This is a genomic window from Pseudomonas sp. KU43P (genome assembly GCF_033095865.1).
Classification (GTDB): domain Bacteria; phylum Pseudomonadota; class Gammaproteobacteria; order Pseudomonadales; family Pseudomonadaceae; genus Aquipseudomonas.
In genome coordinates, this window is record NZ_AP019365.1 from 2741334 (window position 1) to 2765317 (window position 23984).

24 protein-coding genes are annotated in these 23984 nt (G+C 65.3%); 18 read left to right on the top strand and 6 right to left on the bottom strand.

Annotated elements, in window-relative coordinates:
* Positions 1-73 precede the first annotated feature (73 nt).
* On the bottom strand, positions 74-1432 hold the full coding sequence (locus KU43P_RS12370; protein ID WP_317663441.1) for a glutamine synthetase family protein: 1359 nt from the start codon (positions 1430-1432) through the stop codon (positions 74-76).
* 150 nt (positions 1433-1582) lie between these two features.
* Between KU43P_RS12370 and KU43P_RS12375 the strand changes: the two genes are divergently transcribed.
* Positions 1583-2482, top strand: a complete 900-nt coding sequence (locus KU43P_RS12375; RefSeq protein WP_317663443.1) for a helix-turn-helix domain-containing protein — start codon at positions 1583-1585, stop codon at positions 2480-2482.
* Positions 2483-2522: 40 nt separating this feature from the next.
* Complete coding sequence (locus tag KU43P_RS12380; protein ID WP_317663444.1) at positions 2523-4430, top strand: AAA family ATPase; 1908 nt, start codon at positions 2523-2525, stop codon at positions 4428-4430.
* A gap of 136 nt (positions 4431-4566) precedes the next feature.
* On the opposite strand, the gene KU43P_RS12385 is transcribed toward KU43P_RS12380, so the two are convergent.
* Positions 4567-5952: an aldehyde dehydrogenase family protein gene (locus KU43P_RS12385; protein WP_317663445.1), complete on the bottom strand. Its 1386-nt coding sequence runs from the start codon at positions 5950-5952 to the stop codon at positions 4567-4569.
* Positions 5953-6058: 106 nt separating this feature from the next.
* Between KU43P_RS12385 and ptrR the strand changes: the two genes are divergently transcribed.
* The 4 genes from ptrR (at position 6059) to KU43P_RS12405 (ending at position 8933) form a co-directional block, all read left to right on the top strand.
* Positions 6059-6925, top strand: coding sequence for a putrescine utilization regulator PtrR (ptrR, locus tag KU43P_RS12390; RefSeq protein ID WP_317663446.1), 867 nt, complete (start codon positions 6059-6061; stop codon positions 6923-6925).
* 61 nt (positions 6926-6986) lie between these two features.
* Positions 6987-7430, top strand: coding sequence for a carboxypeptidase regulatory-like domain-containing protein (locus tag KU43P_RS12395; protein ID WP_317663447.1), 444 nt, complete (start codon positions 6987-6989; stop codon positions 7428-7430).
* Between the two features lie 57 nt (positions 7431-7487).
* Complete coding sequence (locus KU43P_RS12400) at positions 7488-8234, top strand: phytanoyl-CoA dioxygenase family protein (RefSeq protein WP_317663448.1); 747 nt, start codon at positions 7488-7490, stop codon at positions 8232-8234.
* Between the two features lie 177 nt (positions 8235-8411).
* Positions 8412-8933: an acyloxyacyl hydrolase gene (locus KU43P_RS12405; RefSeq protein ID WP_317663449.1), complete on the top strand. Its 522-nt coding sequence runs from the start codon at positions 8412-8414 to the stop codon at positions 8931-8933.
* A 39-nt stretch (positions 8934-8972) separates the two neighbouring features.
* On the opposite strand, the gene KU43P_RS12410 is transcribed toward KU43P_RS12405, so the two are convergent.
* Positions 8973-9863: a universal stress protein gene (locus KU43P_RS12410; RefSeq protein ID WP_317663451.1), complete on the bottom strand. Its 891-nt coding sequence runs from the start codon at positions 9861-9863 to the stop codon at positions 8973-8975.
* Positions 9864-9991: 128 nt separating this feature from the next.
* Here KU43P_RS12410 and hisN point away from each other — a divergent pair, with 128 nt between their 5' ends.
* The 3 genes from hisN to KU43P_RS12425 all read left to right on the top strand — a co-directional run bounded on the left by hisN (position 9992) and on the right by KU43P_RS12425 (position 12889).
* Positions 9992-10783: a histidinol-phosphatase gene (gene hisN / locus KU43P_RS12415; protein WP_317663452.1), complete on the top strand. Its 792-nt coding sequence runs from the start codon at positions 9992-9994 to the stop codon at positions 10781-10783.
* A gap of 185 nt (positions 10784-10968) precedes the next feature.
* Positions 10969-11700, top strand: a complete 732-nt coding sequence (locus tag KU43P_RS12420; protein ID WP_317663453.1) for a hypothetical protein — start codon at positions 10969-10971, stop codon at positions 11698-11700.
* Positions 11701-11932: 232 nt separating this feature from the next.
* Entirely contained in the window at positions 11933-12889 is a 957-nt protein-coding gene (locus KU43P_RS12425; protein WP_317663454.1) for a helix-turn-helix transcriptional regulator, read from the top strand.
* 94 nt (positions 12890-12983) lie between these two features.
* Here KU43P_RS12425 and KU43P_RS12430 read toward each other — a convergent pair whose 3' ends face one another.
* Both KU43P_RS12430 and KU43P_RS12435 read right to left on the bottom strand, forming a co-directional pair.
* Positions 12984-14135, bottom strand: coding sequence for an acyl-CoA dehydrogenase family protein (locus KU43P_RS12430; RefSeq protein WP_317663455.1), 1152 nt, complete (start codon positions 14133-14135; stop codon positions 12984-12986).
* 16 nt (positions 14136-14151) lie between these two features.
* Entirely contained in the window at positions 14152-15222 is a 1071-nt protein-coding gene (locus KU43P_RS12435; protein ID WP_317663456.1) for an enoyl-CoA hydratase/isomerase family protein, read from the bottom strand.
* A 309-nt stretch (positions 15223-15531) separates the two neighbouring features.
* Between KU43P_RS12435 and mdcA the strand changes: the two genes are divergently transcribed.
* From mdcA to madM, 9 genes are read left to right on the top strand one after another with little or no spacing between them, the layout of a single operon-like run.
* Positions 15532-17193 carry a malonate decarboxylase subunit alpha gene (gene mdcA / locus KU43P_RS12440; RefSeq protein ID WP_317663457.1) on the top strand — a complete coding sequence of 554 codons (1662 nt, stop codon included), beginning with the start codon at positions 15532-15534 and terminating at the stop codon, positions 17191-17193.
* Positions 17193-18095, top strand: coding sequence for a triphosphoribosyl-dephospho-CoA synthase (locus KU43P_RS12445; RefSeq protein ID WP_317663458.1), 903 nt, complete (start codon positions 17193-17195; stop codon positions 18093-18095). The genes mdcA and KU43P_RS12445 overlap by 1 nt, the downstream gene beginning before the upstream one ends.
* A 1-nt stretch (position 18096) precedes the next feature.
* On the top strand, positions 18097-18396 hold the full coding sequence (locus KU43P_RS12450; RefSeq protein ID WP_317663459.1) for a malonate decarboxylase subunit delta: 300 nt from the start codon (positions 18097-18099) through the stop codon (positions 18394-18396).
* Entirely contained in the window at positions 18389-19237 is an 849-nt protein-coding gene (locus KU43P_RS12455) for a biotin-independent malonate decarboxylase subunit beta (protein WP_317663460.1), read from the top strand. The genes KU43P_RS12450 and KU43P_RS12455 overlap by 8 nt, the downstream gene beginning before the upstream one ends.
* A complete protein-coding gene (gene mdcE / locus KU43P_RS12460) occupies positions 19234-20025 on the top strand; it encodes a biotin-independent malonate decarboxylase subunit gamma (RefSeq protein WP_317663461.1) in 792 nt (263 codons plus the stop codon). The genes KU43P_RS12455 and mdcE overlap by 4 nt, the downstream gene beginning before the upstream one ends.
* 1 nt (position 20026) lies before the next feature.
* Positions 20027-20641, top strand: a complete 615-nt coding sequence (locus KU43P_RS12465) for a malonate decarboxylase holo-ACP synthase (protein WP_317663462.1) — start codon at positions 20027-20029, stop codon at positions 20639-20641.
* Positions 20638-21558: a malonate decarboxylase subunit epsilon gene (gene mdcH, locus KU43P_RS12470; RefSeq protein WP_317663463.1), complete on the top strand. Its 921-nt coding sequence runs from the start codon at positions 20638-20640 to the stop codon at positions 21556-21558. The genes KU43P_RS12465 and mdcH overlap by 4 nt, the downstream gene beginning before the upstream one ends.
* Positions 21559-21618: 60 nt before the next feature.
* Positions 21619-22020 (top strand): malonate transporter subunit MadL, encoded by a 402-nt coding sequence (madL, locus tag KU43P_RS12475; RefSeq protein WP_317663464.1) that lies wholly within the window; start codon positions 21619-21621, stop codon positions 22018-22020.
* 5 nt (positions 22021-22025) lie between these two features.
* A complete protein-coding gene (gene madM / locus KU43P_RS12480) occupies positions 22026-22790 on the top strand; it encodes a malonate transporter subunit MadM (RefSeq protein WP_317663465.1) in 765 nt (254 codons plus the stop codon).
* Positions 22791-22890: 100 nt separating this feature from the next.
* Here the strand turns inward: madM and KU43P_RS12485 are convergent, their stop codons facing one another.
* Positions 22891-23802 carry a LysR substrate-binding domain-containing protein gene (locus KU43P_RS12485; RefSeq protein ID WP_317663467.1) on the bottom strand — a complete coding sequence of 304 codons (912 nt, stop codon included), beginning with the start codon at positions 23800-23802 and terminating at the stop codon, positions 22891-22893.
* Positions 23803-23984 lie beyond the last annotated feature (182 nt).

Consider the following 23984-nt stretch of genomic DNA (forward strand, 5'->3'; position numbering starts at 1 on the left):
ACTTGCCTGAGCGCTACATCAAGCCTGTGGGAGCCGGCTTGCCGGCGATTGGGGCGCAACGCGCCCCCTTGGGTCAGACGCTGAGCAGCAGGAACTCACGCTCCCAGGAACTGATCACGCGCTTGAAGTTTTCATGCTCGGCGCGCTTGACCGCTACATAGCCCTGGACGAACTGCTTGCCCAGGTACTGCTGCACGGTTTCGCAGTCTTCCATGTGCTGCAGGGCGTCCTCGATGGTGATCGGCAGACGCAGGTTGCGGCGCTCATAGGCACGCCCTTGCACCGGCGCACTCGGGTCGACCTTCTCGATCATGCCCAGGTAGCCGCACAGCAGACTGGCGGCGATCGCCAGGTAAGGGTTGGCGTCGGCGCCCGGCAGGCGGTTCTCCACCCGCATCGCCTCGGGGCTGGAGGTAGGCACGCGCAGCCCGGCGGTGCGGTTTTCTTCACCCCACTCGACGTTGACCGGCGCGGAGGTGTCGGGCAGGAAGCGGCGGAACGAGTTGACGTTCGGCGCGAACATCGGCAGCAGCTTGGGGATGTACTTCTGCAGGCCGCCGATGTGGTGCAGGAACAGCTCGCTCATGCTGCCATCTTCGTTGGCGAACACCGGCTTGCCGGTGGCGATGTCGACCACGCTCTGGTGCAGGTGCATGGCACTGCCCGGTTCGTCGGTGATCGGCTTGGCCATGAAGGTGGCGGCCACATTGTGCTTGAGCGCGGCTTCACGCATGGTGCGCTTGAACACGGTGATCTGGTCAGCCAGGTCGAGCGCGTCGCCGTGGCGGAAGTTGATCTCCATCTGCGCCGGGCCGTCTTCGTGGATCAGGGTGTCCAGGTCCAGGCCTTGCAGTTCGCACCAGTCGTAGACGTCTTCGAACAGCGGGTCGAATTCGTTGGCCGCATCGATGGAGAACGACTGGCGCCCGCTTTCGGCCCGGCCGGAACGGCCCAGTGGCACTTGCAGGGGCAGGTCCGGGTCTTCGCAGCGCTGGGTCAGGTAGAACTCCATCTCCGGCGCGACGATTGGCTGCCAGCCTTTGTCGGCGTACAGCTTGAGGACTTTCTTCAACACGTTGCGCGGCGACAGTTCGATCGGGTTGCCGTGCTTGTCGAAGGTGTCATGGATGACGATGGCGGTCGGCTCGATCGCCCATGGAATCTGGTAAACCGCCGTCGGGTCAGGGCGGCAGACCATGTCGATGTCGGCGGCATCGAGCAGGCTGTAATAGATGTCATCGTCGACATAGTCGCCGGTGACAGTCTGCAGCAGCACGCTTTCTGGCAGGCGCATACCGCGCTCGTGGAGGAATTTGGCGGTCGGCGCGATCTTGCCGCGGGCGATGCCGGTCAGGTCGCTGATCACGCATTCGACTTCGGTGATGCGGTGCTCTTTCAGCCAGGTGGACAGCTGATCGAAGGGGGCGTTCATACAGACCTCTTGGTTGGGTTTTTGTGGCACTTGCGTGAAGGAGCCTTCCCACACGGCGTGCTGGCGACTATCTTGGTCGCAGCCCCCACGGGCGATCTATCCACTTTATTCGGCAATGAATGCACCAAAAGAGTGCAAATAGGACCAAGCGTGAACACGCCCAATGCCTTGCAAGTTCAGGCTTTCAACACCTGCGATGTGACCGAGCTGGTGCACGCCACCCCCGGTTGGCAGCAGCAGTACCGGCAGATGTCGCCGGGCCATTTCAGCGGCCAGCTGCGCTGCCTGGGGCTCGATGGCGTTGAGGTGTACGAAGAGCGGTTGAACACCCGCGTAGAGCAATTTTTTCGTGCCCCGAGTGGCGCCTTGGCGTTCTGCTTCGACCGCAGCGAAAACAGCCTGTACCTGCTCAACGAACAAAGCCGCAATATCTGGATCACGCCGGAGAACTACCAGGAAGTGGCGGTGGTGTTCGACCAAGCCTTTCTGGCCCGCCACGGCCTCGACCCGCAGCGTCTCGAAGGGTTGTTCATGGTGCCGTTGGGCAGTGGCCAGAACGCCTTGTTCGGCAGTTGGCTCAGTGCCACGTTGACGCGTCTGGGCGAGGCGGGTTGCCCGCTCGAAGGCCAGGCACTGGCCGAGCAACTGCTGGAAGACTGCCTGTTCATCCTCGACAACGCCTGCCAGCGCCTGCAGGGCGGAGCCCTGGGGCGGCGAGGGGTGGAGCGGGGGATCATGCAGCGGGTGAGCGAATGGGCAGCGGACTGCCCGGAAGAAACCCTCAACCTGGTGGAGCTGGCGGCCGTTGCAGGGGTTTCCCTGCGCCAGCTGCAGGACGCCTTCAAGGCCTTTACCGGCATGCCCCCGGCGCAATGGTTGCGATTGCGCCGGCTCAACGGTGCGCGGCGCGACCTTCTGCGCGGCGGCCAGATGACCGTCGCGGAGGTCGCCATGCGTTGGTCGTTCTGGCATTTGGGAAGGTTTTCAGAGAGTTACAGGCAATTGTTCAAGGAATTACCGAGCGAGACCCTCAAGCGCAGCCGGGCCTGAAACCTGCTATCTTGCCCGGCAGTTATCACCCGAGGTTTCGATGTTCTACCTGCCTTTGCCCAGCGACCAGGCCGACCGCCTCGCCAGCGAGCCCACCGACTTCTTCCACACCGCCAGCCTGTTCGAGGCAGCCGCGGTGCTGTTCGTGCAGAACCTGCCACGGCAACCTGCCAGCGTCTCGGCCGATGCCCAGGAGCGGCGCTTTGCCGAGATCGTGCGCATCGCCAATGAAGTCGAAACGGCGGCCCCGGGCCATTTCCAGGGCCAGGTGGCGCAGCATTTCGACCGCGAAGCCTTCGCCATGGGCCTCGGCATGCTGGGCGAGAATGGCGTCGGCCTGGTTTCGCCGGAAGTCGAGTTCCCGCGCGAAGACTTCCAGGATGCCGAGGGCCAGTGGAACTTCCAGTTCGCCGACAGCTATCGTCAGCGCGTGACCCCGCTGCACCCGGTATACCTGCCATCCCTGCCCAGCGACCTGCTGCTCAGCGACCAGCAGAACCGGCTGCTGCGCGAGTTCCTTTCTGGGGTTGACGAGTCGGTGGCGGTGCAGGGTTTTGCCGGCACCGGCAAGACGTTCCTGATCCAGCAGTTCGCCCGCTTGCTCGACCCGCCGCGCACTTTGCTGCTGGCCCTCACCGAAGGCCAGTTGCGGGCGTTGCAGGCGCGGGTCAAGGATGCGGCGGCCTATACGGCCATGACTTTCGGCCAGTTGGCTGACGAAATCCTCAACCGAGACCTCACCAGCAACGGCTGGCGCCTGCGCGACCCGTACCGCACCAAGCTGTCATGGCGCCCGCAGGAAGCGCAGGTGGTGAAATGGCTGGCCATTCCCGACATCGGCCCCCTGGCCGCGCGCGATGTAGTAGCCCTGTGCATCAAGGCCGTGCGCAGTTTCTGCCGCAGCGGCGATAGCCAGCTTCAGTTGCACCACCTGCCCTGGGCCGGCCCGGGCACCACGCCGCTGGATCAGGAGGTGCTGCTGGAAAAGGCCAGGCTGTACTGGCAGGAGCTGGTTCGCCCCTCGGCCCGCGAAATCCAGCTGCCGGTGCGCGATTACCACCGGGTCAAGCTGTTGTCGCTGACCGCCGAGGTGATCGACAGCCGCTATACCCACGTCATCGTCGACGAAGCCCATGAGCTGTCTGCGCCGATGCTTGCCGTGCTCGACCGCAGCCCGCAATCGGTCATCGCCCTGGGCGACGAGCTGCAGAACCTCAACGGCCTGAGCCCGCACCACGGCGGCTTCATCCGTCAGCGCTACATCGACCACTCGCTGCGCGCCGGCCCGGCCATGGATGGTGTGCTCAACCCGTTGATCCAGGCGCACCCGGCGGCCATCCAGGCCGCCTTCAGCGGCAGTGCCGAGCATTACACGCGGGTGAGTTTCTTCGATGCGGTGACGGTGCCCGATAAGCCGACGGCGCTGATCGTCGACGACGAGTGGGGGCTGTTCGGCTGGTTCCAGCGCCTGACGCACCAAGGCGTGCCCTTCGTACTGCTGAAAAGTGCGCGCAAGGACTTCGAGCTGTTCGTCGAGGACTGCATCGAGCTGTACCGCTACGGCACCCGGCCGCGTCACCCGATGCTGTTTCGCTACCCTAGCTGGCAGGCGCTGGAGCAGGACAAGGGCGATGACAAGGCGTTTGTCGCGGTGGCCAACATGCTGCGCAAGGGCTACACCCCCGAGCATTTTGCCAAGGCCAAGAGCCGCTATCGCTGGGACAAAGCGCCGAAGCTGTTCCTGGGGCGTGTTCGCGATGTGAAGAACATGGAGTTCGCCCGGGTGATGGTGTCGCCGGAGTTGATGGTTGCGCCGGCAACGGCGGGCAATCGCAATGAACGGGCGCGGATGCTGGCGGGGTTGTATACCGCTTGCTCGCGAGCGCGGCATGAGTTGATCGTGCCGGGGGGGATGCTGGACTGGGTCAAGGACCAGGTTCGGGATTGAGCAGAAAAGGGGCCGCTGTGCGGCCCTTTCGCCGGTAAGCCGGCCCCCACCCGTACAGCGCTGCTTCTGCAGGCTGCGCAGATCCGGTGGGAGCCGGCTTGCCGGCGATGGGCTGCAAGGCAGCCCAAATTACAACTCAGTTACGATCCAGCCACACTGTCTGGGCATTGGTGAACTCACGCACACCAAAGTGCGACAGCTCGCGCCCGAAGCCGCTCTTCTTCACACCACCAAACGCCACGCGGGGGTCGGAAGCGCAGTAGCCGTTGATGAACACGCCACCGGTGTCCAGCGCCGCTGTCATGCGCTCTGCCAGGGCATAGTCGGCGGTGTAGATGGTCGATGCCAGGCCGAACTCGCTGTCGTTGGCCAGTTCCACGGCGTGGTCGGCATCATGGGCAGTGATGATCGCCGCCACCGGCCCGAACAGCTCCTGCTTGAACGCGGTCATCTCCGGGGTCACGTTGGCGAACACGGTCGGTGCGTAGAAGTTGCCCACGCCCTCGACCTTGTTGCCGCCCAGCAGCAGGGTAGCGCCTTCGGCGAGGGTCGCCTGGACCTGGCCATCGAGCTCGTCACGCAGGTCGTAGCGGGCCATCGGGCCGATGTAGGTGTCGTCTTCCAGCGGGTTGCCGACTTTCAGTTGGCGAGTCGCTTCGACGAACTTCTGCGTAAAGGCTTCGACGATGCTTTCCTCGACGATCAGGCGCTTGGCCGCAGCGCAGACCTGTCCGGTGTTCTGGTAACGGCCAATGACCGCAGCCTTGACTGCGGCATCGAGGTCGGCATCCGCCAGTACGATGAACGGGTCGGAACCGCCCAACTCCAGCACGCACTTCTTCAGCGCGGCACCAGCCTGTGCGCCGATGGCCATGCCGGCGCGCACGCTGCCGGTCAAGGTCACGGCGGCGATGCGCGGGTCGTTGATGGCGCGGGTGACGCCTTCAGGGGTCACATTGAGCACTTCGAACACGCCTTGTGGCACGCCGGCGTCCTTGAACAGTTCACCCAGCAGGTAGGCACTGCCCATCACGTTCGGGGCGTGCTTGAGCACGTAGGTGTTGCCGGCCAGGATCGCCGGTACCGCACCGCGCAGCACCTGCCAGACCGGGAAGTTCCACGGCATCACCGCCAGGATCGGGCCCAGCGGGCGGTATTCGATACGGGCCTTCTCCACCTGGGTCGGCTCGGGGGCGAGCATGGCCGGGCCGTGCTCGGCGTACCAGCGGCACAGGCCTACGCACTTGCTCACTTCGCCGCGTGCCTGGCTGACCGGCTTGCCGATTTCGTGGCTGATCATCTGCGCGAAGGCCTCGGCCTTGGCTTCCAGTGCGCTGGCCAGGGCGAGCAGGTATTCGCTGCGCTGACCCAGCGACACCTGGCGCCACTGGCGGTAGCCGAGCTTGGCACGTTGCAATGCGGCTTCCAGTGCGGCATCGGTGTCGAAGGGGTAGCTACCGATCTGTTCGCCGCTGAAGGGGTCGACGGAGATGGCGTGGGTCAGGCTGCTGATCGCGCTCATGGCGGGGGTACTCGTTGTTGTTAATCCGTGAGGCCAGACTAGTGGGCTATGGCTTTAATGAAAACTGAATAATAATGAGCGAAACATTCACGTTTGGAGAATGATCGTGGACCTGGTGCAACTGGAGATCTTCAAGGCCGTGGCAGAGCAAGGCAGCATCAGCGCCGCCGCCCAGCACATCCATCGGGTGCCGTCGAACCTCACCACCCGTATCAAGCAGTTGGAAGAAGACCTGGGCGTCGAGCTGTTCATTCGTGAAAAGAGCCGCCTGCGCCTGTCGCCGGCTGGCTGGAATTTCCTCGAGTACACCCGGCGTATTCTCGACCTGGTGCATGAAGCACGGCTGACCGTGGCCGGCGAAGACCCGCAGGGCACTTTCGCCCTGGGATCGCTGGAAAGCACGGCGGCGGTGCGCATCCCGGCGCTGCTGGCGGCGTACAACCAGCGCTTTCCCAAGGTCGACCTCGACCTCTCCACCGGCCCATCGGGCACCATGCTCGAAGGTGTGTTGTCCGGGCGCCTGGTGGCGGCGTTCGTCGATGGGCCGGTGCTGCATCCGACGCTCGAAGGCATGCCGGTGTTCGAGGAGGAGATGGTGATCATCTCGCCGCTCAACCACGCGCCGGTGCGGCGCGCCCAGGACGTCAACGGCGCGAGCATCTACGCCTTTCGCGCCAACTGCTCATATCGCCATCACTTCGAGAACTGGTTCGTCCAGGACCAGGCCGTGCCGGGCAAGATCCACGAGATGGAGTCGTACCACGGCATGCTCGCCTGCGTCAGTGCCGGGGCAGGCCTGGCCATGTTGCCGCGCAGCATGCTCGACAACATGCCCGGCTGCAGCACGGTCAGCGCCTGGCCGATGTCGGAGGATTTTCGCTACCTCAAGACCTGGCTGGTGTGGCGGCGCGGCACCGTGTCACGCAGCCTGAGCATGTTCGTGAAATTGCTCGAGGAGCGGCGCACGGCATGAACCTGCCCTTGGGGCAGGTATCCAATGTCAGGTAAGCCATCTCCACAAGGAGGAGCTGACCATGCGTAATCATCACTATGCCCTGGGTGCTGCGCTGTTATTGACCTTGGCACTGCCCTGGACCCTCGCCGCCGCCGCGGACCTGAATGCCCCCATCAACATGCAAGCCGTGCAACTGCAGCCGCAGGAGCAGAACGGCATCCGCTACCTGGAAGGTGGTATCGGCCAGGACGAAGCCAATGCCCTGCGCAAGACCCCAGGCTACGACCTGCACGTAGAGCTCTCTGCAGGGCCCAGCGGCCAGTTCCAGAGTGGCGCCGCGGTGGAGATCCAGAATGCACAAGGCAAGTCGCTGCTGAGCGTGCAGGACGTCGGGCCTCTGCTTTACGTACAACTGCCGCCGGGCCAGTACAAGGTGGTGGGGCAGGCTGAAGGCACCACGGTGCAGCAGCAGGTGACGGTGAATGGCAAGGCGCCTGCCACGGTAAGTCTGAACTGGCGTTGATCAGGTAAAGACGCTAAGGAGTACATCTGTACTCCAGTGGCGGAGGAGCACATTGCCATGAGCCTGGACGTTCAATTGCACCACCTGCAAGCGCAGGGCTATGTGCTGCTCCCCAACGTGCTGAGCCCATTGCAGATCGCCTTGCTGCGCTGCGCCATCGATGACTTGCAACCCATCCACTGGGATTATCAAGGCCTGCTGGAGCACTACAAATGCGTGTTCAATCGCGACCCGCTCTGGCTGCCGTTTCTCGACCTGCCACCGCTGATCGCCCTGGCCGAGGCCGTGCTGGGCAGCGATTGCCATGTGATCGGCCAGACCGCCTGGCGCAGCCACCCCGGCTACCCGGGCATGGGTGTGCACCTGGACCATCTGCCCCTGCAACTGCCGACGTGGCTGCGCGAACGTGGCGACTTCTGCCAGCCGGTGCAGATTCTTACCGCGCAAATCTACTTGTGTGACATCGACCCGAGCATTGGCCCGACCTGCATCGTGCCTGGCAGCCACCGTGCGGGCAGGCCGCCGCAAGCGGGTGAGCAGCAGTGGCAGGGGCGTGAGGCGCAGATGCTGCTGTGCAGGGCGGGTGATGCGCTGGTGTTTCGCAGCGATGTCTGGCACAGCGCCGGTGCCAACTGCAGCAACGCCTGTGAGCGCGACATGCTGCAGGTGCATTACGGGCGGCGCATGGTGGCGCAGAAGTTCTCGCCTTACTTGAGTTGGCAGTTCAACCCGCAGGTGCTGGCGGCCGCCACGGCCAGGCAGAGGCGCTTGCTGGGTGAGCACATTGAGGCCGAATACGATTGAGCCAGAGCGCTGCAAGAGAAATTAGCCATTAGTGGCAATTCACTTTCAACTTTCTGATTATCTGGACAATAATCAGAAAAGTATTACGTCGTGTGACCGTTTGGATGCATCGGTCACGAAAAAATCGAGGGGCCCGAGCCCCCGCTTGCCCGTGTTGACCATCAGGAGAAGTCATCGATGAAAACCCGTCTAGCCGCTTCGCTGGCCGTAGCCGTATTTGCGCTCGCCGGGGCCGACCTGGCCCAGGCCGCGCAGGTGTCCGGGGCCGTTGGGGCCACCAGCCAAGGCGACATGACCTACCGTATCGGCATGTCGTTCGACTGGGACAAGAAATGGATGGAAAGCAGCACCGGCTTCGTGTCCGGCTACTGGGATGCGGCCTATACCTATTGGGAAGGTGGTGACGCCAGCGGCGCCCACTCACTGTCGTTCAGCCCAGTGTTCACCTACGAGTTCAGCGGTTTCACCTATACCCCGTACATCGAGGCGGGTATCGGCCTTGCGGCGTTCTCCAAGACCGACGTGGGCGACCAGCGCCTGGGCTCTTCGGTCAACTTCGAAGACCGTATCGGTTTCGGCCTGAAGCTGCCGGGTGAGCAGAAGATCGGCATCCGTGCCATGCACTACTCCAACGCCGGCCTCAAGCAGCCGAACGACGGCATCGAGTCGTACTCGCTGTTCTACAGCAAGGGCTTCTGACCTGCACGGGGCCGCATTGCGGCCCCAGCCTTGCGCTTTTCAGCGCGCCGCCTTTATCGCCAGCACATTGCACAGCGGATGCTCCAGCACATGGGCGGTGGTGCCACCCAGGAAGGTCTGCATCGCATCATGCCGATGGCTGCCCATCACGATCACATCCACACGGCTATGGCTGACGAACTGAGCGATGGCTCGTATCGGCGCACCTTCCAGAAAATGCCGGCGCTCGAGCGGGATCTGGTGATGATCCCCAAGCCGGTTGAACGCCGTACGCTGTGCCGTGCGCACGCTGCCCTCGAAGCCGGGCATGGTCACCGTACCCGCGCCGAAGTCGGCAATATGCGTTTTGGATGCATCGCACACATGCAGCAAATGCAGTTCGGCGTTGCACTGCAGGGCCAGGGCATGGGCGACATGGATAACCTGTTCGTCCAGGTGTTCGCCGGCGCCATGGCAGTTGAGGTCGACCGCTGCGGCGATCTGCCGAGGTAGCGGCAGGCGAATGTCGCTGACCAGGTGCACGGCCACCGGGCTGTCCTTGAGCAGTTGCCAGTCCAGCGGTGTGACCAGCAGGCGCTTGAGCACCGGCTCATGCTGCACATCCTTGACCAACAGGTCGCAACCCACCTGTTCCATGCGTTCGAGCACGCTGCCCAAGGCGTCGCGGGTGAGCAGCAGCTCGGTAGACACATCGAGCCCGGCATTGCCCAGCTGCTCGGTCTGGTCGGCCAGCCACTGGCGGTTGTCCGCAAGCAGCCGTTCGCGCTCACGACCGTCGCTCATCAAGCCAAAAGTGTCGACATCGTCGACGAAGACGTTGAGATCCAGCAGTGCACCGTTGGATTCCGCCAACGCCGCCGCGCGTTGCAGTGCCGGCGTGTGGCGCATCTGCGGGCCGAGCATGACGAACAAACGCTTGAACTGGCTCATCGCACACCTCCTCGTGTGGGCAGCCCCCCGGTTCATGCCGCGTCTGTACAGTCTAGACCTCGCAGGCGCCTGTGTTTGCCAGGGTTGTCGGGTATGATGCGTGCCCCAACCCTACCGAGGCCCGCCCCATGTCCCTGAATGCCGAACAGATCGCCGAATACCGCGCCTTCGCCGAGCAATTGGCCGATGCCGCTGCGGCGGCTATCCAGCCGTACTTTCGCGCCAGCCTGGACGTCGAGGACAAGGGCGGGCGCCTGTACGACCCGGTGACCGTCGCCGACAAGGCTGCCGAAGATGCCATGCGTGCGTTGATCCAGGTGCGCTACCCCGAGCACGGCATCCTCGGCGAAGAGCAGGGCGTGGCGGTGGGCAGCAGCCCGTTGACCTGGGTGCTCGACCCCATCGACGGCACCCGTGCCTTCATCACCGGCCTGCCGCTGTGGGGCACGCTGATTGCCTTGAACGACGGCACACAGCCGGTGCTGGGCGTGATGAACCAGCCCTTTACCGGCGAGCGCTTCGTCGGTACGCCCGAGGGCGCCTGGCGCAGTGGCACGCCACTGAAGACCCGGGCCTGTGCGAGCCTGGCGTCGGCCACCTTGATGTGCACCACACCCGACATGTTCGACACCGCCGAACGCAAGGCGGCCTTCGAGAACGTTGCCGGCCAGGCGCGGCTGATGCGCTATGGCGGCGACTGCTACGCCTACTGCATGCTGGCGTCAGGCTTCGTCGATGTGATCGTCGAGGCGAGCCTGCAGCCGTATGACGTGCAGGCGCTGATGCCAATCATCGAAGGGGCGGGCGGGGTGATGACGGCCTGGGATGGCAGCTCGGCGCAGAACGGCGGCTGCGTGGTGGCCTGTGGTGACCCGGTGCTGCATGCGCAGGTGGTACAGATGTTGCGTCACGCCATGTAGTTGCAGGGCCCTCATCGCCGGCAAGCCGGCGCCCACCGGAACGTCAGTATTTTATCCTGTGGGAGCCGGCTTGCCGGCGATGAGGCCATTACAGGCTAACATCGCACTTTTTCTGTTTTCCGGGCTCTATGCTTGGCCAGGCCGCGCCAATCCCCAGCGCGGCCGCCGATCGTGTTCCGGTGCCGATGGTTGCAAGCAAACACCACTACGTCCCCCGCCTGCTGTTGGCAGGCGCCCTGATCTGCCTGGGCGCCTGTACCCAGCAACAAGGCCATGACATCGTCAGCCAGTTCGGCAACGGCAAGCCCAGCGAGCTGTTCCAGACCAGCGTCGACCGCCTGGCCACGCTGTCGATGCGCGACAACCTGCAGAGCCTGTACCTGCTGATGAACAAGCTGTACCTGCGCAACCCCAACCAGCTGACACTCTCCGGCTACCTCGATGCAGCCACTGCCGAACGGCAGATACGCATCGCCATCGAGCAGCGCCAGCCGTTGCCCCAGCTTGGCAATCGCCGCGACCTGGAGGCTTTGAGCTATGCCCTGAGCCCTGCGTTTCGTGGTGACCGGGTCGGGGCCTTCATCTATGCCATCGGCAGCATGCTGGTGACCGCCCACGGTGGGCGCACCGAGTTCTACATGACCGATACGATCGACCCGCTGTTCATCAACAACGCCGCACGCAACATCGAGAAAGCGACCTGGATGCTGAGCCAGCGCCAGGATGCCAATGGCGTGCTGCTGTTGTTCTCCAACGAGATTTCCGAGGAGGGCAGCAACCTCAGCTTCGCGGTGGAGTTCGGCAAGATCGTCGCTCGCCTGGACCTGCTGGCCGAGTTGCTGGATGAGCGCTACCGGCGCATCGGGCTCAATTACGCGCAGAGTTTGCTGTTGATGAACTTCTTGCCGGTGCAATGACCGATAATCGCCCCGCGTTATCGCCGCGGTGTCCGTTATCCGCCCAGCCAATCCGCGGGTCACATTGCCCAACCCCTGCCTTTTGCTTAGTGTATCGTTCAGCCACCGGCGGTCAGCTGCCCCTGAATCCTGACCCCGGCCCGATACAATGACCGTGACCGACCGCGACCACAGGCCCCCAGGCCCGTAGGAAGCGGCGACCAGAACAATAACGTTGCCGAGTGCCTTGCCTATGGAAAGCCGCCTGCTGAGCGAGCGCAGTAGCGTGTTCCGTCACGCCGACCCCTATGCCGTGTCCGACTACGTCAACCGGCACGTGGGCCAGCATTGCATCGGCCTGTCACGCACCACCCATCCCCAGGCCAGCCTCAGCCATCGCAAATTCGCCGACCTCGACCTATGCCGCATCAGCTACGGCGGCAGCGTGCGGGTCACTTCACCGGCGTTGGAAACCATCTACCACCTGCAGGTATTGCTCAACGGCAACTGCCTGTGGCGCGGCCCTCAGCGCGAGCATCACCTGATACCGGGCGAGCTGTTGCTGATCAACCCGGACGACCCGGTCGACCTGACCTACTCGGACGACTGCGAGAAGTTCATCCTCAAAGTGCCGACCCGTCTGCTCGATTCGATCTGCGACGAGCAACGCTGGCAGCGCCCGGAGGGCGGCGTGCGCTTTCTACGCAACCATTATCGGCTGGACGAGCTGGAGGGCTTCGTCAACCTGCTGGCGATGGTCTGCCACGAGGCTGAGGTCAGCGAATCGCTGCCGCGAGTGCAGGGGCATTACAGCGAGATCGTGGCCAGCAAGCTGCTGACCCTGATGAGCACTAACATCCGCCGCGAGCGCCTGGGCAGCCCGGGGGCGAGCCTGGAGCGGATTCTCGACTACATCGAGCGCAACCTGAAGCTTGAGCTGGCGGCCGAGACGCTGGCGGAGCAGGCGTGCATGAGTGTGCGGTCGTTGTATGCGCTGTTCGACCGGCAGTTGGGCACCACGCCCAAGCAGTACGTGCGCCAGCGCAAGCTCGAGCGCGTGCATGCGTGCCTGAGCGATGGCAGCTGCACGGTGCGAAGTGTGACCGAGTTGGCCATGGATTATGGTTTTCTGCACTTGGGGCGGTTTTCCGAAGTCTACCGGCAGCGGTTTGGCGAGCTGCCTTCGCAGACCTTCAAACTGCGGCGTTGATCACTGGCCCCATCGCCGGCAAGCCGGCTCCCACAGGTTTGAGTTCACCGCCTGACCTGTGGGAGCCGGCTTGCCGGCGATGGGGCCGTCAGCATCAAAGCGGATAGTGCTTCAACTCCCGCGCAATCAGCATCCGCTGTATCTCGCTCGCCCCCTCGTATATCTGCGTGATCCGCGCATCCCGGTAGTACCGCTCCACCGGGTAATCCTCCAGATACCCATACCCCCCATGCACCTGGATCGCCATCGAACACACCCGCTCGGCCATTTCCGAAGCGAACAGCTTGGCCTGGGAAGCCTCCGACAAGCACGGCTTGCCAGCGCTTCGCAGGCGCGCGGCGTGCAGGATCAGCAAGCGTGCGGCATTGACCTGAACCTGCATGTCGGCCAGCAGGTTGGCGATGCTTTGGTGCTCGTTGATCGGTTTGCCGAACTGCACCCGCTCGCGCGAGTACACCAGCGCCGCCTCGAACGCCGCGCGGGCGATCCCCAGCGCTTGTGCGGCGATGCCGATGCGCCCGCCTTCGAGGTTGGACAGGGCAATGGCCAGGCCCTTGCCGCGCTCGCCCAACAGGTTGGAGGCGGGAATGCGGCAGTTGTCGAAGGTGACCGCGCAGGTGTCGGAGGCGCGAATGCCCATCTTGTGTTCACTGCGGTCGACCTTGAAGCCTGGGTTGTCGGTCGGCACCAGAAACGCCGACAGACCTTTCTTGCCCAGCTCCGGGTCGGTGACGGCGAAGACGATGGCCAGGCCCGCACGGCGCGCATTGCTGACGAACTGCTTGGCACCATTGATCACCCATTCACCGTCGACCAGTTCGGCGCGGGTACGCAGGTTGTGCGCCTCGGAACCGGCCTGCGGCTCGGTCAGGCAAAAGCAGCCGATCACCTCGCCCGTGGCCAGGCGTGGCAGCCATGCCTGCTGTTGTTCGGGCGTGCCATAGGCCAGCAGCGGGCCGCAGCCTACCGAGTTGTGAATGCTCATCATCGCCCCGGTGGCGCCGCAGCCAGCGGCGATTTCCTCGACGGCCAAGGCATAGGCGACGTAATCGGTGTAGCTGCCGCCGAACTGCTCGGGCACGACCATGCCGAGCAGGCCCAGCTCGCCCATCTTGCGCACCACGCCGTCGTCGATCCAACCGGCCTTTTCCCACGCCTGGGCGTGCGGGGCGATTTCGCCACGGGCGAAGTCCCGGGCCATGTCGCGGATCATGATCTGCTCTTCGCTCAGTTCCAGGTCTTGCATCTGTGTACTCCCGGGCTCACAGGCCTTCGAAGAATTGGTCGACCCGCTCGCGTTGCAGGCCGGCCAGGGATGGCGGGTTCCAGCGCGGCTGCTTGTCCTTGTCGATGATCAGGGCGCGCACGCCTTCGATGATGTCGCCGTACTGAAACCACTGGCGATCCAGGTGCAGCTCCATGGCGAAGCAGTCCTCCAGCGCCAGGTGGCGGCCACGGCGCAGCATCTCCAGGGTAACCGCCATCGCCAGTGGCGAGCGGCTTTCCAGCTGGTCGGCGGTGGCCAGGGCCCATTGGTGGCTGTCGCCGATGCTGACGGCGCGCAGTTGTTCGATGATCGCGGCCAGGTCGGGCAGGGCGAAGAAGTGGTCGATGACCGGGCGCAGTTTCTCCAGTGGCGCGTCATCCAGCGTCTGGCTGCCGAGCTTGGCCAGCAGGTTCTGCAGGTCCTTGAGCGGGTGGCTGGTGAAGTTCAGGCGGTCCAGGCCTTCATCGAGCGCGGCGAGCTTGTCGCTGGGCAGATACCAGTCGGCCAGCCCGCAGTACAGCGCGTCGGCAGCCTGGACCTGCGCGCCGCTGACGCCCAGGTAGGTGCCCAGTTCGCCCGGAATGCGCGACAGGAAATAGCTACCGCCAACGTCCGGAAAGTAACCGATGCCGACTTCCGGCATCCCCAGGCGGCTGCGCTCGGTGACCACGCGCAGGTCGCAGCCCTGGGCCAGGCCCATGCCGCCACCGAGGGTGAAACCGTCCATCAGCACCAGCACCGGCTTGCGGTAGCGGTGGATCAGCAGGTCGAGGGCATATTCCTCGACGAAGAAGTCTTCATGCAGCTTGTCGCCAGCCTTGTAGCTGTCGTGCAGCGAGCGGATATCGCCGCCGGCGCAGAAACCCTTGGGCCCTTCGCCACGCAGCACCACGGCCAGCACCTGTGGGTCGTCGGCCCAGCGGTCGAACTGCTGGCGCAGGCTGCGCACCATGTCCAGGGTCAGGGCATTGAGGCCGGCGGGGCGGTTGAGGGTGAGGTGGCCAATCTGGTTGCGGACCTCGGCCAGTACATGAGCCGTTGCCGAGGTATGAGCGTGCGCGGTCATCGCGTTCTCCCTGCTTTGTTATTGATTTTCCAAGTGAAGTCTGGAGTGCGCTGGGGTGTCGCCGGATCCTGGCATGCGATTTTGCCGTGCACAATGGATAAAAGTGCAGGGGGGTCGTGCATTTTTGCAGTGTGTACAGGGCGGGGCATTCAGCGCATTGCTAGCAACCTAACACGGCCTGCCAGGCGTAAGCACCCAATGCGCTGATTTATTAACTTGAGCGTAACGATCGCGCCCCCAGCTTGATTGATCCCCTCATCCCACCCGCCCTAATGTGGCTCCACGACAGCGAACCCGTGGAGTCACCCAATGACCATAACGAAGAATCCACCGCCGCAATGGTCCAGGCGGCGCGCCGAAAAGCAGCGCCGCCTGGACCGCGTCCGCCATCTTGCCGACGGTGTGGTATTGCCTACCGAGCGCATCGTCGAAGCCCTCGAACTGCTGATCGCCCCTGGCGACCGGGTGGTACTCGAAGGCAACAACCAGAAGCAGGCCGACTTCCTCTCGCGCTCGCTGGCCAAGGCCGACCCTGAGCAGCTGCACGACCTGCACATGATCATGCCCAGCGTCAGCCGTGCCGAGCATTTGGACCTGTTCGAGCGCGGCATCGCACGCAAGCTCGATTTCTCCTTCGCCGGCCCGCAGAGCCTGCGCATCGGCCAACTGCTCGAAGACGGCCTGCTCGAAGTGGGCGCCATCCATACCTACATCGAACTCTACTCGCGGTTGCTGGTAGACCTGATCCCAAACGTCACCCTGGTCGCCGGTTTCATGGCCGACCGCGACGGCAACCTGTACACCGGCCCCAGCACTGAAGACACCCCTGCGCTGGTGGAGCCGGCCGCGTTCAGCGACGGCCTGGTGATCGCTCAGGTCAACCAGTTGGTGGACCGCGTCGACGACCTGCCACGGGTCGATATTCCGGCGTCGTGGGTGGACTTCGTGGTGGTCGCCGACCAGCCGTTCTACATCGAGCCGCTGTTCACCCGCGACCCGCGCCACATCAAGCCGGTGCACGTGCTGATGGCGATGATGGCGATCCGCGGCATCTATGAAAAACACCAGGTGCAGTCGCTCAACCACGGTATCGGCTTCAACACCGCCGCCATCGAACTGATCCTCCCCACCTACGGCGAATCACTGGGCCTGAAGGGCAAGATTTGCCGCAACTGGACCCTCAACCCCCACCCGACGCTGATCCCGGCGATCGAGACCGGCTGGGTCGAAAGCGTGCACTGCTTCGGCACCGAACTGGGCATGGAAGACTACATCGCCCAGCGCCCGGACGTGTTCTTCACCGGCCGTGACGGCTCGCTGCGTTCCAACCGCATGATGTGCCAGCTGGCCGGGCAGTACGCGGTCGACCTGTTCATCGGCGCCACCTTGCAGGTGGATGGCGATGGCCATTCCTCCACGGTCACCCGTGGCCGCCTGGCTGGCTTCGGTGGGGCACCGAACATGGGCCACGACCCGCGCGGGCGGCGCCATGCGACCCCGGCCTGGCTCGACATGACCGTGCCCGACACGATGCTGGAGCGCGGTCGCAAGCTGGTGGTGCAGATGGTCGAGACCTACCAGGAGGGCGGCAAGCCCACCTTCGTCGAGACCCTCGACGCGGTCGAAGTGGCGAAGAAGGCCGGCATGCCCTTGGCGCCGGTGATGATCTACGGCGACGACGTCACCCACCTGCTCACCGAAGAGGGCATCGCCTACCTGTACAAGGCGCGCAGCCTGGAGGAGCGCCAGCAGATGATCGCTGCCGTGGCCGGGGTCACCGCCATCGGCCTGCGCCACGACCCCAAGGACACCCTGCGCCTGCGCCAGCAAGGCCTGGTGGCCCTGCCCGAAGACCTCGGTATCCGCCGCACCGACGCCAGCCGCGAGCTGCTGGCTGCCCGCAGCATCGCCGACTTGGTGGAATGGTCCGGCGGCCTCTACAACCCGCCCGCACGGTTCAGGAGCTGGTGATGCATACACTCGAAACTGCGGCGCCGCTGCGTGCCCCTGTGGGAGCCGGCTTGCCGGCGATAGGGCCAGCGCACACCGCGAAAATCCCCCTGGCCGATCACCTCGCCGACTTCGCCGTGGAAGCCCTGATCGACGAAGCCGACCTTTCCCCCAAACCCGGCCTGGTCGACCGCCGCAGCAGTGGCGCCCACCACGACATGACCCTGTCCCTGATGCACGCCTCGGCCCTGGCCCTGTGGCCGTGCCTGCGACAAATGGCCGAAGCCGCCGAGCAGCATGGCGCGATCGGCATACCGCTGCGCACTGCCCTGGGCCGCATCGGCCGCGAAGGCGAAGCTCAAATGCTGGCCGCCACCGGCGGCGTCAACACCCACCGCGGCGCCATCTGGGCCCTGGGCCTGCTGGTAGCGGCCCGCGCCCTGGACACCCGCGCCGACGCCGCAGCCGTAGCCGCACGCGCCGGCCGTATTGCCCTGATCGATGACCCGGCCGCCATTACCCCCGACAGCCACGGCAACCAGGTACGCCGCCGCTACGGCGCCAGCGGTGCCCGCGAGCAAGCCCAGCAAGGCTTCCCGGCGGTGATCGAACATGGCCTGCCGCAACTGCGCCGCAGCCGCGCCGCCGGCGCCAGCGAAACCCAGGCCCGCCTCGACGCCTTGCTGGCGATCATGGCCGCCCTGAGCGACACCTGCGTGCTCTGGCGCGTCGGCCCGCAAGGCTTGCAAGCGCTGCAGGCGGGCGCCCGCGCCGTCCTGGCGGCAGGCGGCTGCGCCAGCCTCGACGGGCGCCGCCAGTTGCGCCTGCTCGATGCCCAGCTGCTGCACATGAATGCCTCGCCAGGTGGCGCCGCCGATCTGCTGGCCGCCTGCCTGTTCCTCGACAAGACCGGGAGCCTGTGACATGGAAACCCTGACCTTTCAATTCCCCGCCGCCGAACCTGGCCGTGGCCGCACCCTGGTCGGCTGCGTCAGCTCCGGCGACCTGGAAGTGCTGATCGAACCCGGTACCCCCGGCCAGTTGGACATCCAGGTAGTGACTTCGGTCAACGGCAGCGGCGCTCGCTGGGGCCAGTTGTTCCAGCGCCTGTTCGAAGGCCGCAATGTGCCGGCCGTGAAGATCGACATCCATGATTTCGGCGCCACCCCCGGCGTGGTGCGCCTGCGCCTGGAGCAAGGTTTCGAGGAGATCGCCCATGACTGACACCGCACGCCTGCTGCAAAGCCGCAGCTTCGTCGAACTGGGTGCACGCCAGCGCGCCCGCGCCTTGCTCGACCCCGGCAGCTTCCGTGAACTGCTCGGCCCCTTCGAGCGGCTGATGTCGCCCTGGCTGCCGCGCCAGGGCATCGTGCCCCAGGCCGACGATGGCGTGGTCATCGCCAAGGGCCGGCTGCAGGGGCGCAACACCGTCATCGCCGCCATCGAAGGCGCCTTCCAGGGCGGCAGCATGGGCGAGGTGGGCGGGGCCAAGATTGCCGGCGCCCTGGAGCTGGCCATCGAAGACAACCGCAACGGCATCCCCACTTGCGCCGTGTTGCTGCTGGAAACCGGCGGCGTGCGCCTGCAGGAGGCCAACCTCGGGTTGGCGGCGATCGCCGAGATCCAGGCGGCAATCGTCGAGCTGCGCGCCTATCAGCCGGTGGTCGGCCTGGTGGCAGGCTCGGTCGGCTGCTTCGGCGGCATGTCCATCGCCGCCGGCCTGTGCAGCCACCTGCTGGTCACCCGCGAAGCGCGCCTGGGCCTCAATGGCCCGCAGGTGATCGAGCAGGAAGCGGGCATCGCCGAATACGACGCCAAGGACCGACCGTTCATCTGGAGCCTGACCGGCGGCGAACAACGCCACGCCAGCGCACTGGTGGACGGCTACGTGGCCGATGACGTCGACAGCATTCGCCAGCAACTGCTGCAGTTGCTGGACGCCACGCCGGCCAACCGCGCCGGCCAGCACGCCTGGTACCTGCAGCGCCTGGCCAGCCTGGGCGACGACTGCCCGCAACTGGATGCCGCTGCCGTGCGTGCCCTCTACCAAGGAGATGCCTCATGAACCGTGCCTTGAACTGGCTGCCGGGCCTGGCCGGTGGCGAAGCCCTGCCGGGCTATCCCGCCTCGGTGAAAGTGATCGACGGCGAACTCGATCACCGCCTGGCGCGCTTCATCGCCGTGGTGCCGGATGCGCACAACCCGTTCCCACGCGCCCGCTCGGGCGAAGTCGGCCTGCTCGAAGGCTGGGGCCTGGCCAAGGCGGTGAGCGAAGCCGTAGAGCTCGACCGCGACCGGGAGAAACGCGCCATCGTCGCGGTCATCGATGTGCCGAGCCAGGCCTACGGCCGCCGCGAAGAGGCCCTGGGCATCCATCAGGCCCTGGCTGCTGCCGTGCAGGCCTATGCCCAGGCACGCCTGGCCGGGCACCCGGTCATCGGCCTGCTGGTGGGCAAGGCCATGTCCGGGGCGTTTCTTGCCCACGGCTACCAGGCCCAGCGGCTGATCGCCCTGGATGACAGTGGGGTGATGGTGCATGCGATGGGCAAAGCGGCAGCGGCGCGCATCACCTTGCGCAGCGTCGAGCAACTTGAAGCCCTGGCCGCCGAAGTGCCGCCCATGGCCTATGACCTGGCCAGCTATGCCTCGCTGGGCCTGCTGTGGCGGCGCCTGCGCGTGGACAACGCCGATGCGCCGAGCGCGGCGGACCTTGCGCAGGTGCGTACCTGCCTGGGCGAGGCCGTGCGCGATATCGGCAGCACCACCGACCTGTCGTCACGCCTGGCCGGCGAGCATCGCAGCGCCTCCCGCGAAGTGCGGGCACGCCTGCGCAGCCAATGGCAGGAGGCCTGAGATGAACGCCCCGCATCCCCATGACCTGCTTTGGGGGATGACCCCGGCGGCACTACCTGCCGATGCGCCGGCCTGGGCCACCGAGGTGCTCGCCAGCGGCCAACCCGTGGTAGTGCGGCGCGCCGTGTGCGCCGCAGGCTGGGTGGCGGTAGGCGTGCGTGGGGCAGGGCGGGCGCAGCGCCTGGGGGCGCAGATGCAACTGGCCGACATAGGCCGGCAACTGCCGCCCGAAGCGCTGCGTTGGCAGGGTGCCAGCCACTGGGCCGCGTTGCAGGCACTGGCCAGCGTGGCTCCGGTGCTCGACGCCAGCGGCCTGGCCTGGGGCCCGACCGGCAGCGTCGGCTACCACCTGGCATCGGGCATTGAAACGCTGCACGCGGCCAGCGACCTCGACCTGGTGGTGCGCACGCCACAGCCTCTAACCCGGGGCAAGGCGCGTGAACTACTGGATATTCTCGACTGCGGCCCTTGCCGCATCGATGTGCAACTGGAAACCCCGGCAGGTGCCGTCGCCTTGCGCGAATGGGCCGGCATGGCGCGGCGCGTGCTGCTCAAATCGGCCCTCGGCGCGCGGTTGGTGGCCGACCCGTGGAACCTGCTGGAGTGTGCCGCGTGAGCAGCATGTTCGCCTTCCCAGGCCAGGGCGCCCAGCAGGCGGGGATGCTGCACCGCCTGCCCGAGGGCAGCCAGGCGTTGCTGGAAGAGGCCAGCGATGTGCTGCATGAGCAGGTGCTGGCACTGGACAGCCCGCAGGCCCTGGAGGCGACCCGTGCCGTGCAGCTTTGCCTGCTGCTGGCCGGGGTCGCCTGGGCGCGCTGGCTGATGCAGCGCAGCCCGGCCCCCGACTATGTGGCGGGCTTGTCGATCGGCGCCTATCCGGCCGCCGTTGCTGCCGGCGCCCTGGCGTTGCCAGACGCCGTGCGCCTGGTGGCGCTGCGCGGGGAGCTGATGCAGCGCGCCTACCCCCAGGGCTACGGCATGACCGCCCTCAGCGGCCTCGACCAAGCCTGCGTCGAACGCTTGCTGGCCGAGGCGGGAGGTGAGGTCTACCTGGCCAACCTCAACAGCGACAACCAGATCGTCATCGCCGGCAGCGACAGCGCCATGGCCGAGGTCGCCGCCCGCGCCCGCAGCCGTGGACAGGGCGTGGCCAGGCGCCTGGCAGTCAGCGTGCCGTCCCATTGCTCCTTGCTCGACGGCCCCGCCGCAGAGCTTGCGGCCGCCTTCGCCCAGGTAGAACTGCGCCGCCCGCGCATCACCTACCTCAGCGGCAGCAGCGCCCGGCCGATTCATGACCCGCAGCGCCTGCGCGACGACCTCGCCGGCAACATGGCGCGGTTGGTGGATTGGCGTGCTACGGTGCGCAACGCCTATGAACGCGGGGTGCGTCTGCACGTGGAGATGCCGCCTGGCAGCGTGCTCAGCGGCCTGGCCCGGCCGGTGTTCGAACAGGGCAGGGTGGTGGCCCTTGAACAGACCCGTCTCGATACCGTCGACGCCCTGTTGCGTCAGGAGGGCAGCCAGCGCCGATAACTGCCGTGTTTTTCGAAGGACAACAACAAGCAACTTCGACCCAACGCGAGGACAACAACAATGATTATCTACGGTGTGGCCTTTCTGGCCCTGTGTACCCTTGTCGGCCTTTTCATCGGCGAACTCCTGGGCAAGCTCCTGGGGGTGCCGGCCAACGTCGGCGGTGTCGGCATCGCCATGCTCCTGCTGATCTTCATCGGCAGCTACCTCAACAAGCGCGGCCTGATCAAGCCCAAGTCGGAGCAGGGCGTGGAGTTCTGGAGCGCTATCTATATCCCTATCGTGGTGGCCATGGCGGCCCAGCAGAACGTGCTCGGGGCGCTCTCCGGCGGCACCATGGCGATCCTGGCCGGCGTCGTGGCCGTGGTCGCGAGCTTTGCCATGGTTCCGCTGCTCGACCGCATCGGGCAAAAGAAGCCTGAGGCGGGCACCGACAAATCCCTGACTGCCCCGCAACGGTGACCGCCATGTACGAATCCATGATGAAAGTGATCAACGGCTATGGCCTGATCAGCGGTTTCGCCGTCATCGGCGTGACCATGTGGTTGTCCTATTGGCTCTCCGACAAGCTCACCCGAGGGCGCCTGCACGGCTCGGCCATCGCCATTTTCCTGGGCCTGGTGTTGTCCTATGTGGGCGGGGTGATGACCGGCGGGCAGAAAGGGCTGGTGGATGTTCCGTTGCTGTCGGGCATCGGGCTGCTCGGTGGCGCCATGCTGCGAGATTTTGCCATCGTGGCCACGGCGTTCGGCGTCAATATCGAGGAGCTCAAGCGGGCCGGGGTGTCTGGTGTGATCTCGCTGTTCTTTGGCATCGGCACCTCGTTCGTGGCCGGGGTGGGCGTGGCCCTGGCGTTCGGCTACACCGATGCCGTCAGCCTGACCACCATTGGGGCCGGTGCGGTGACCTACATCGTCGGCCCGGTGACCGGTGCGGCGATCGGTGCCAGCTCTGAAGTGATGGCGCTGTCGATCGCCGCGGGGTTGGTCAAGGCGATTCTGGTGATGGTCGTGACGCCGTTCGTGGCGCCGCTGATCGGCCTGAACAACCCGCGCACGGCGGTCATCTTTGGTGGCTTGATGGGCACGTCCAGTGGCGTGGCCGGCGGGTTGGCGGCGACCGACCCGAAGCTGGTGCCCTATGGCTGCCTGACGGCGGCGTTCTATACCGCCTTGGGGTGCTTGTTGGGGCCATCGCTGTTGTTCTTCTGCATGCGCGGGTTGGTGGGCTGACGAAACTGGGGCTGCCTTGCAGCCCATCGCCGGCAAGCCGGCTCCCACAGGTTTGGCACGCATTAGCTGTGGGAGCCGGCTTGCCGGCGATGGCACCCACTCAATTCTCCCGGCTGTACATCCGGCATTCAGCCAGCAACGCCAACAGGTTCGGCTCCCGCTCCCGGGCCTTCAGAAACACCACCCCGATATGCTGCTGCAGCCGATACCGCGGCTGCAGCGCAATCAACTTCACCCGGTTCTCGTAAACCGCCGCAATCCGCCCCGGCAGCAGGGCAAACCCCACCCCCGAACTGACCATGCTCAGCAGGGTGAAGATATCGTTCACCTGCATCGCCACCTTCGGCTCGAACCCCGCCTGCTGGAACACCTGCGCACCGTCGCGGTGGGTGGCGAAACCCTGGGTCAGGGTAATGAAGGTGGAGTCGGCCAGGTCCGCCAGGTCGACTTCCTGCTGCTCGGCGAACGGCGAGTCGGTGGGCACGGCCAGGAAGATATCGTCGGAGAACAGCGGCAACTGCTCGCAGGCCGGGTCCGCCACGCTTTCATCCAGCGCCACCAGGATCGCTTCCAGTTCGTGGTTCTTCAGGCGTTGCAGCAAGTCGACGTTCGAGCCCAGGGTCAGGTCGATGTTCAGTTCGCTGCGCCGCAGCTTCAGGCCCATCACCAGCTTCGGCACGGTTTTCACTGTAAGAGAATACAGCGCCCCCAGGCGGAAGCGCTCGGCATAGAAACCGGCGGCCTCGCGGGTCTGGCGCACCATCTGCTCGGCGTCCTGGATCAGCTGGCGGGCCTTCTTTTCCAGGACGTAGGCGCTTTCCAGCGGGATCAGCTGGCGGCCTTCGTGCTTGAACAGCGGGCAGCGCAGGGCGCTTTCCAGGGAATGGATGGCCCGGTGCACGCTGACCGCGCTGGTGGACAGCTCGGCGGCGGCGCGGCCGAGGTTGCCGCTGCGCATGAAGGCGAGGAAGGTTTCGAGTTTCTTCAGGGTCAGTTCTTCGTCGATCAGCATGGTGGAGCCCTGAAATGGAGGTGGCGCAGATCATGCCATAACCGAGGCCCGCAAGCCCCCTGTGGGGGCCGGCTTGCCGGCGATAGGGCCACCCCGATCTGCAGCTCACCCCGAAGGGTGATGGCCGCCCTCGCCAACCCATGCAAGAATTCCCACCATAACAACCCCGGCATGGGACCACG

Coding starts and splice junctions, on each gene's coding strand:
- KU43P_RS12370 (WP_317663441.1), bottom strand. CDS start 1,432: ATGAACGCCCCCTTCGATCAGCTGTCCACCTGGCTGAAAGAGCACCGC.
- KU43P_RS12380 (WP_317663444.1), top strand. CDS start 2,523: ATGTTCTACCTGCCTTTGCCCAGCGACCAGGCCGACCGCCTCGCCAGC.
- KU43P_RS12385 (WP_317663445.1), bottom strand. CDS start 5,952: ATGAGCGCGATCAGCAGCCTGACCCACGCCATCTCCGTCGACCCCTTC.
- KU43P_RS12395 (WP_317663447.1), top strand. CDS start 6,987: ATGCGTAATCATCACTATGCCCTGGGTGCTGCGCTGTTATTGACCTTG.
- KU43P_RS12400 (WP_317663448.1), top strand. CDS start 7,488: ATGAGCCTGGACGTTCAATTGCACCACCTGCAAGCGCAGGGCTATGTG.
- KU43P_RS12405 (WP_317663449.1), top strand. CDS start 8,412: ATGAAAACCCGTCTAGCCGCTTCGCTGGCCGTAGCCGTATTTGCGCTC.
- KU43P_RS12410 (WP_317663451.1), bottom strand. CDS start 9,863: ATGAGCCAGTTCAAGCGTTTGTTCGTCATGCTCGGCCCGCAGATGCGC.
- hisN (WP_317663452.1), top strand. CDS start 9,992: ATGTCCCTGAATGCCGAACAGATCGCCGAATACCGCGCCTTCGCCGAG.
- KU43P_RS12420 (WP_317663453.1), top strand. CDS start 10,969: ATGGTTGCAAGCAAACACCACTACGTCCCCCGCCTGCTGTTGGCAGGC.
- KU43P_RS12425 (WP_317663454.1), top strand. CDS start 11,933: ATGGAAAGCCGCCTGCTGAGCGAGCGCAGTAGCGTGTTCCGTCACGCC.
- KU43P_RS12430 (WP_317663455.1), bottom strand. CDS start 14,135: ATGCAAGACCTGGAACTGAGCGAAGAGCAGATCATGATCCGCGACATG.
- KU43P_RS12435 (WP_317663456.1), bottom strand. CDS start 15,222: ATGACCGCGCACGCTCATACCTCGGCAACGGCTCATGTACTGGCCGAG.
- mdcA (WP_317663457.1), top strand. CDS start 15,532: ATGACCATAACGAAGAATCCACCGCCGCAATGGTCCAGGCGGCGCGCC.
- KU43P_RS12445 (WP_317663458.1), top strand. CDS start 17,193: ATGCATACACTCGAAACTGCGGCGCCGCTGCGTGCCCCTGTGGGAGCC.
- KU43P_RS12450 (WP_317663459.1), top strand. CDS start 18,097: ATGGAAACCCTGACCTTTCAATTCCCCGCCGCCGAACCTGGCCGTGGC.
- KU43P_RS12455 (WP_317663460.1), top strand. CDS start 18,389: ATGACTGACACCGCACGCCTGCTGCAAAGCCGCAGCTTCGTCGAACTG.
- mdcE (WP_317663461.1), top strand. CDS start 19,234: ATGAACCGTGCCTTGAACTGGCTGCCGGGCCTGGCCGGTGGCGAAGCC.
- KU43P_RS12465 (WP_317663462.1), top strand. CDS start 20,027: ATGAACGCCCCGCATCCCCATGACCTGCTTTGGGGGATGACCCCGGCG.
- madL (WP_317663464.1), top strand. CDS start 21,619: ATGATTATCTACGGTGTGGCCTTTCTGGCCCTGTGTACCCTTGTCGGC.
- madM (WP_317663465.1), top strand. CDS start 22,026: ATGTACGAATCCATGATGAAAGTGATCAACGGCTATGGCCTGATCAGC.
- KU43P_RS12485 (WP_317663467.1), bottom strand. CDS start 23,802: ATGCTGATCGACGAAGAACTGACCCTGAAGAAACTCGAAACCTTCCTC.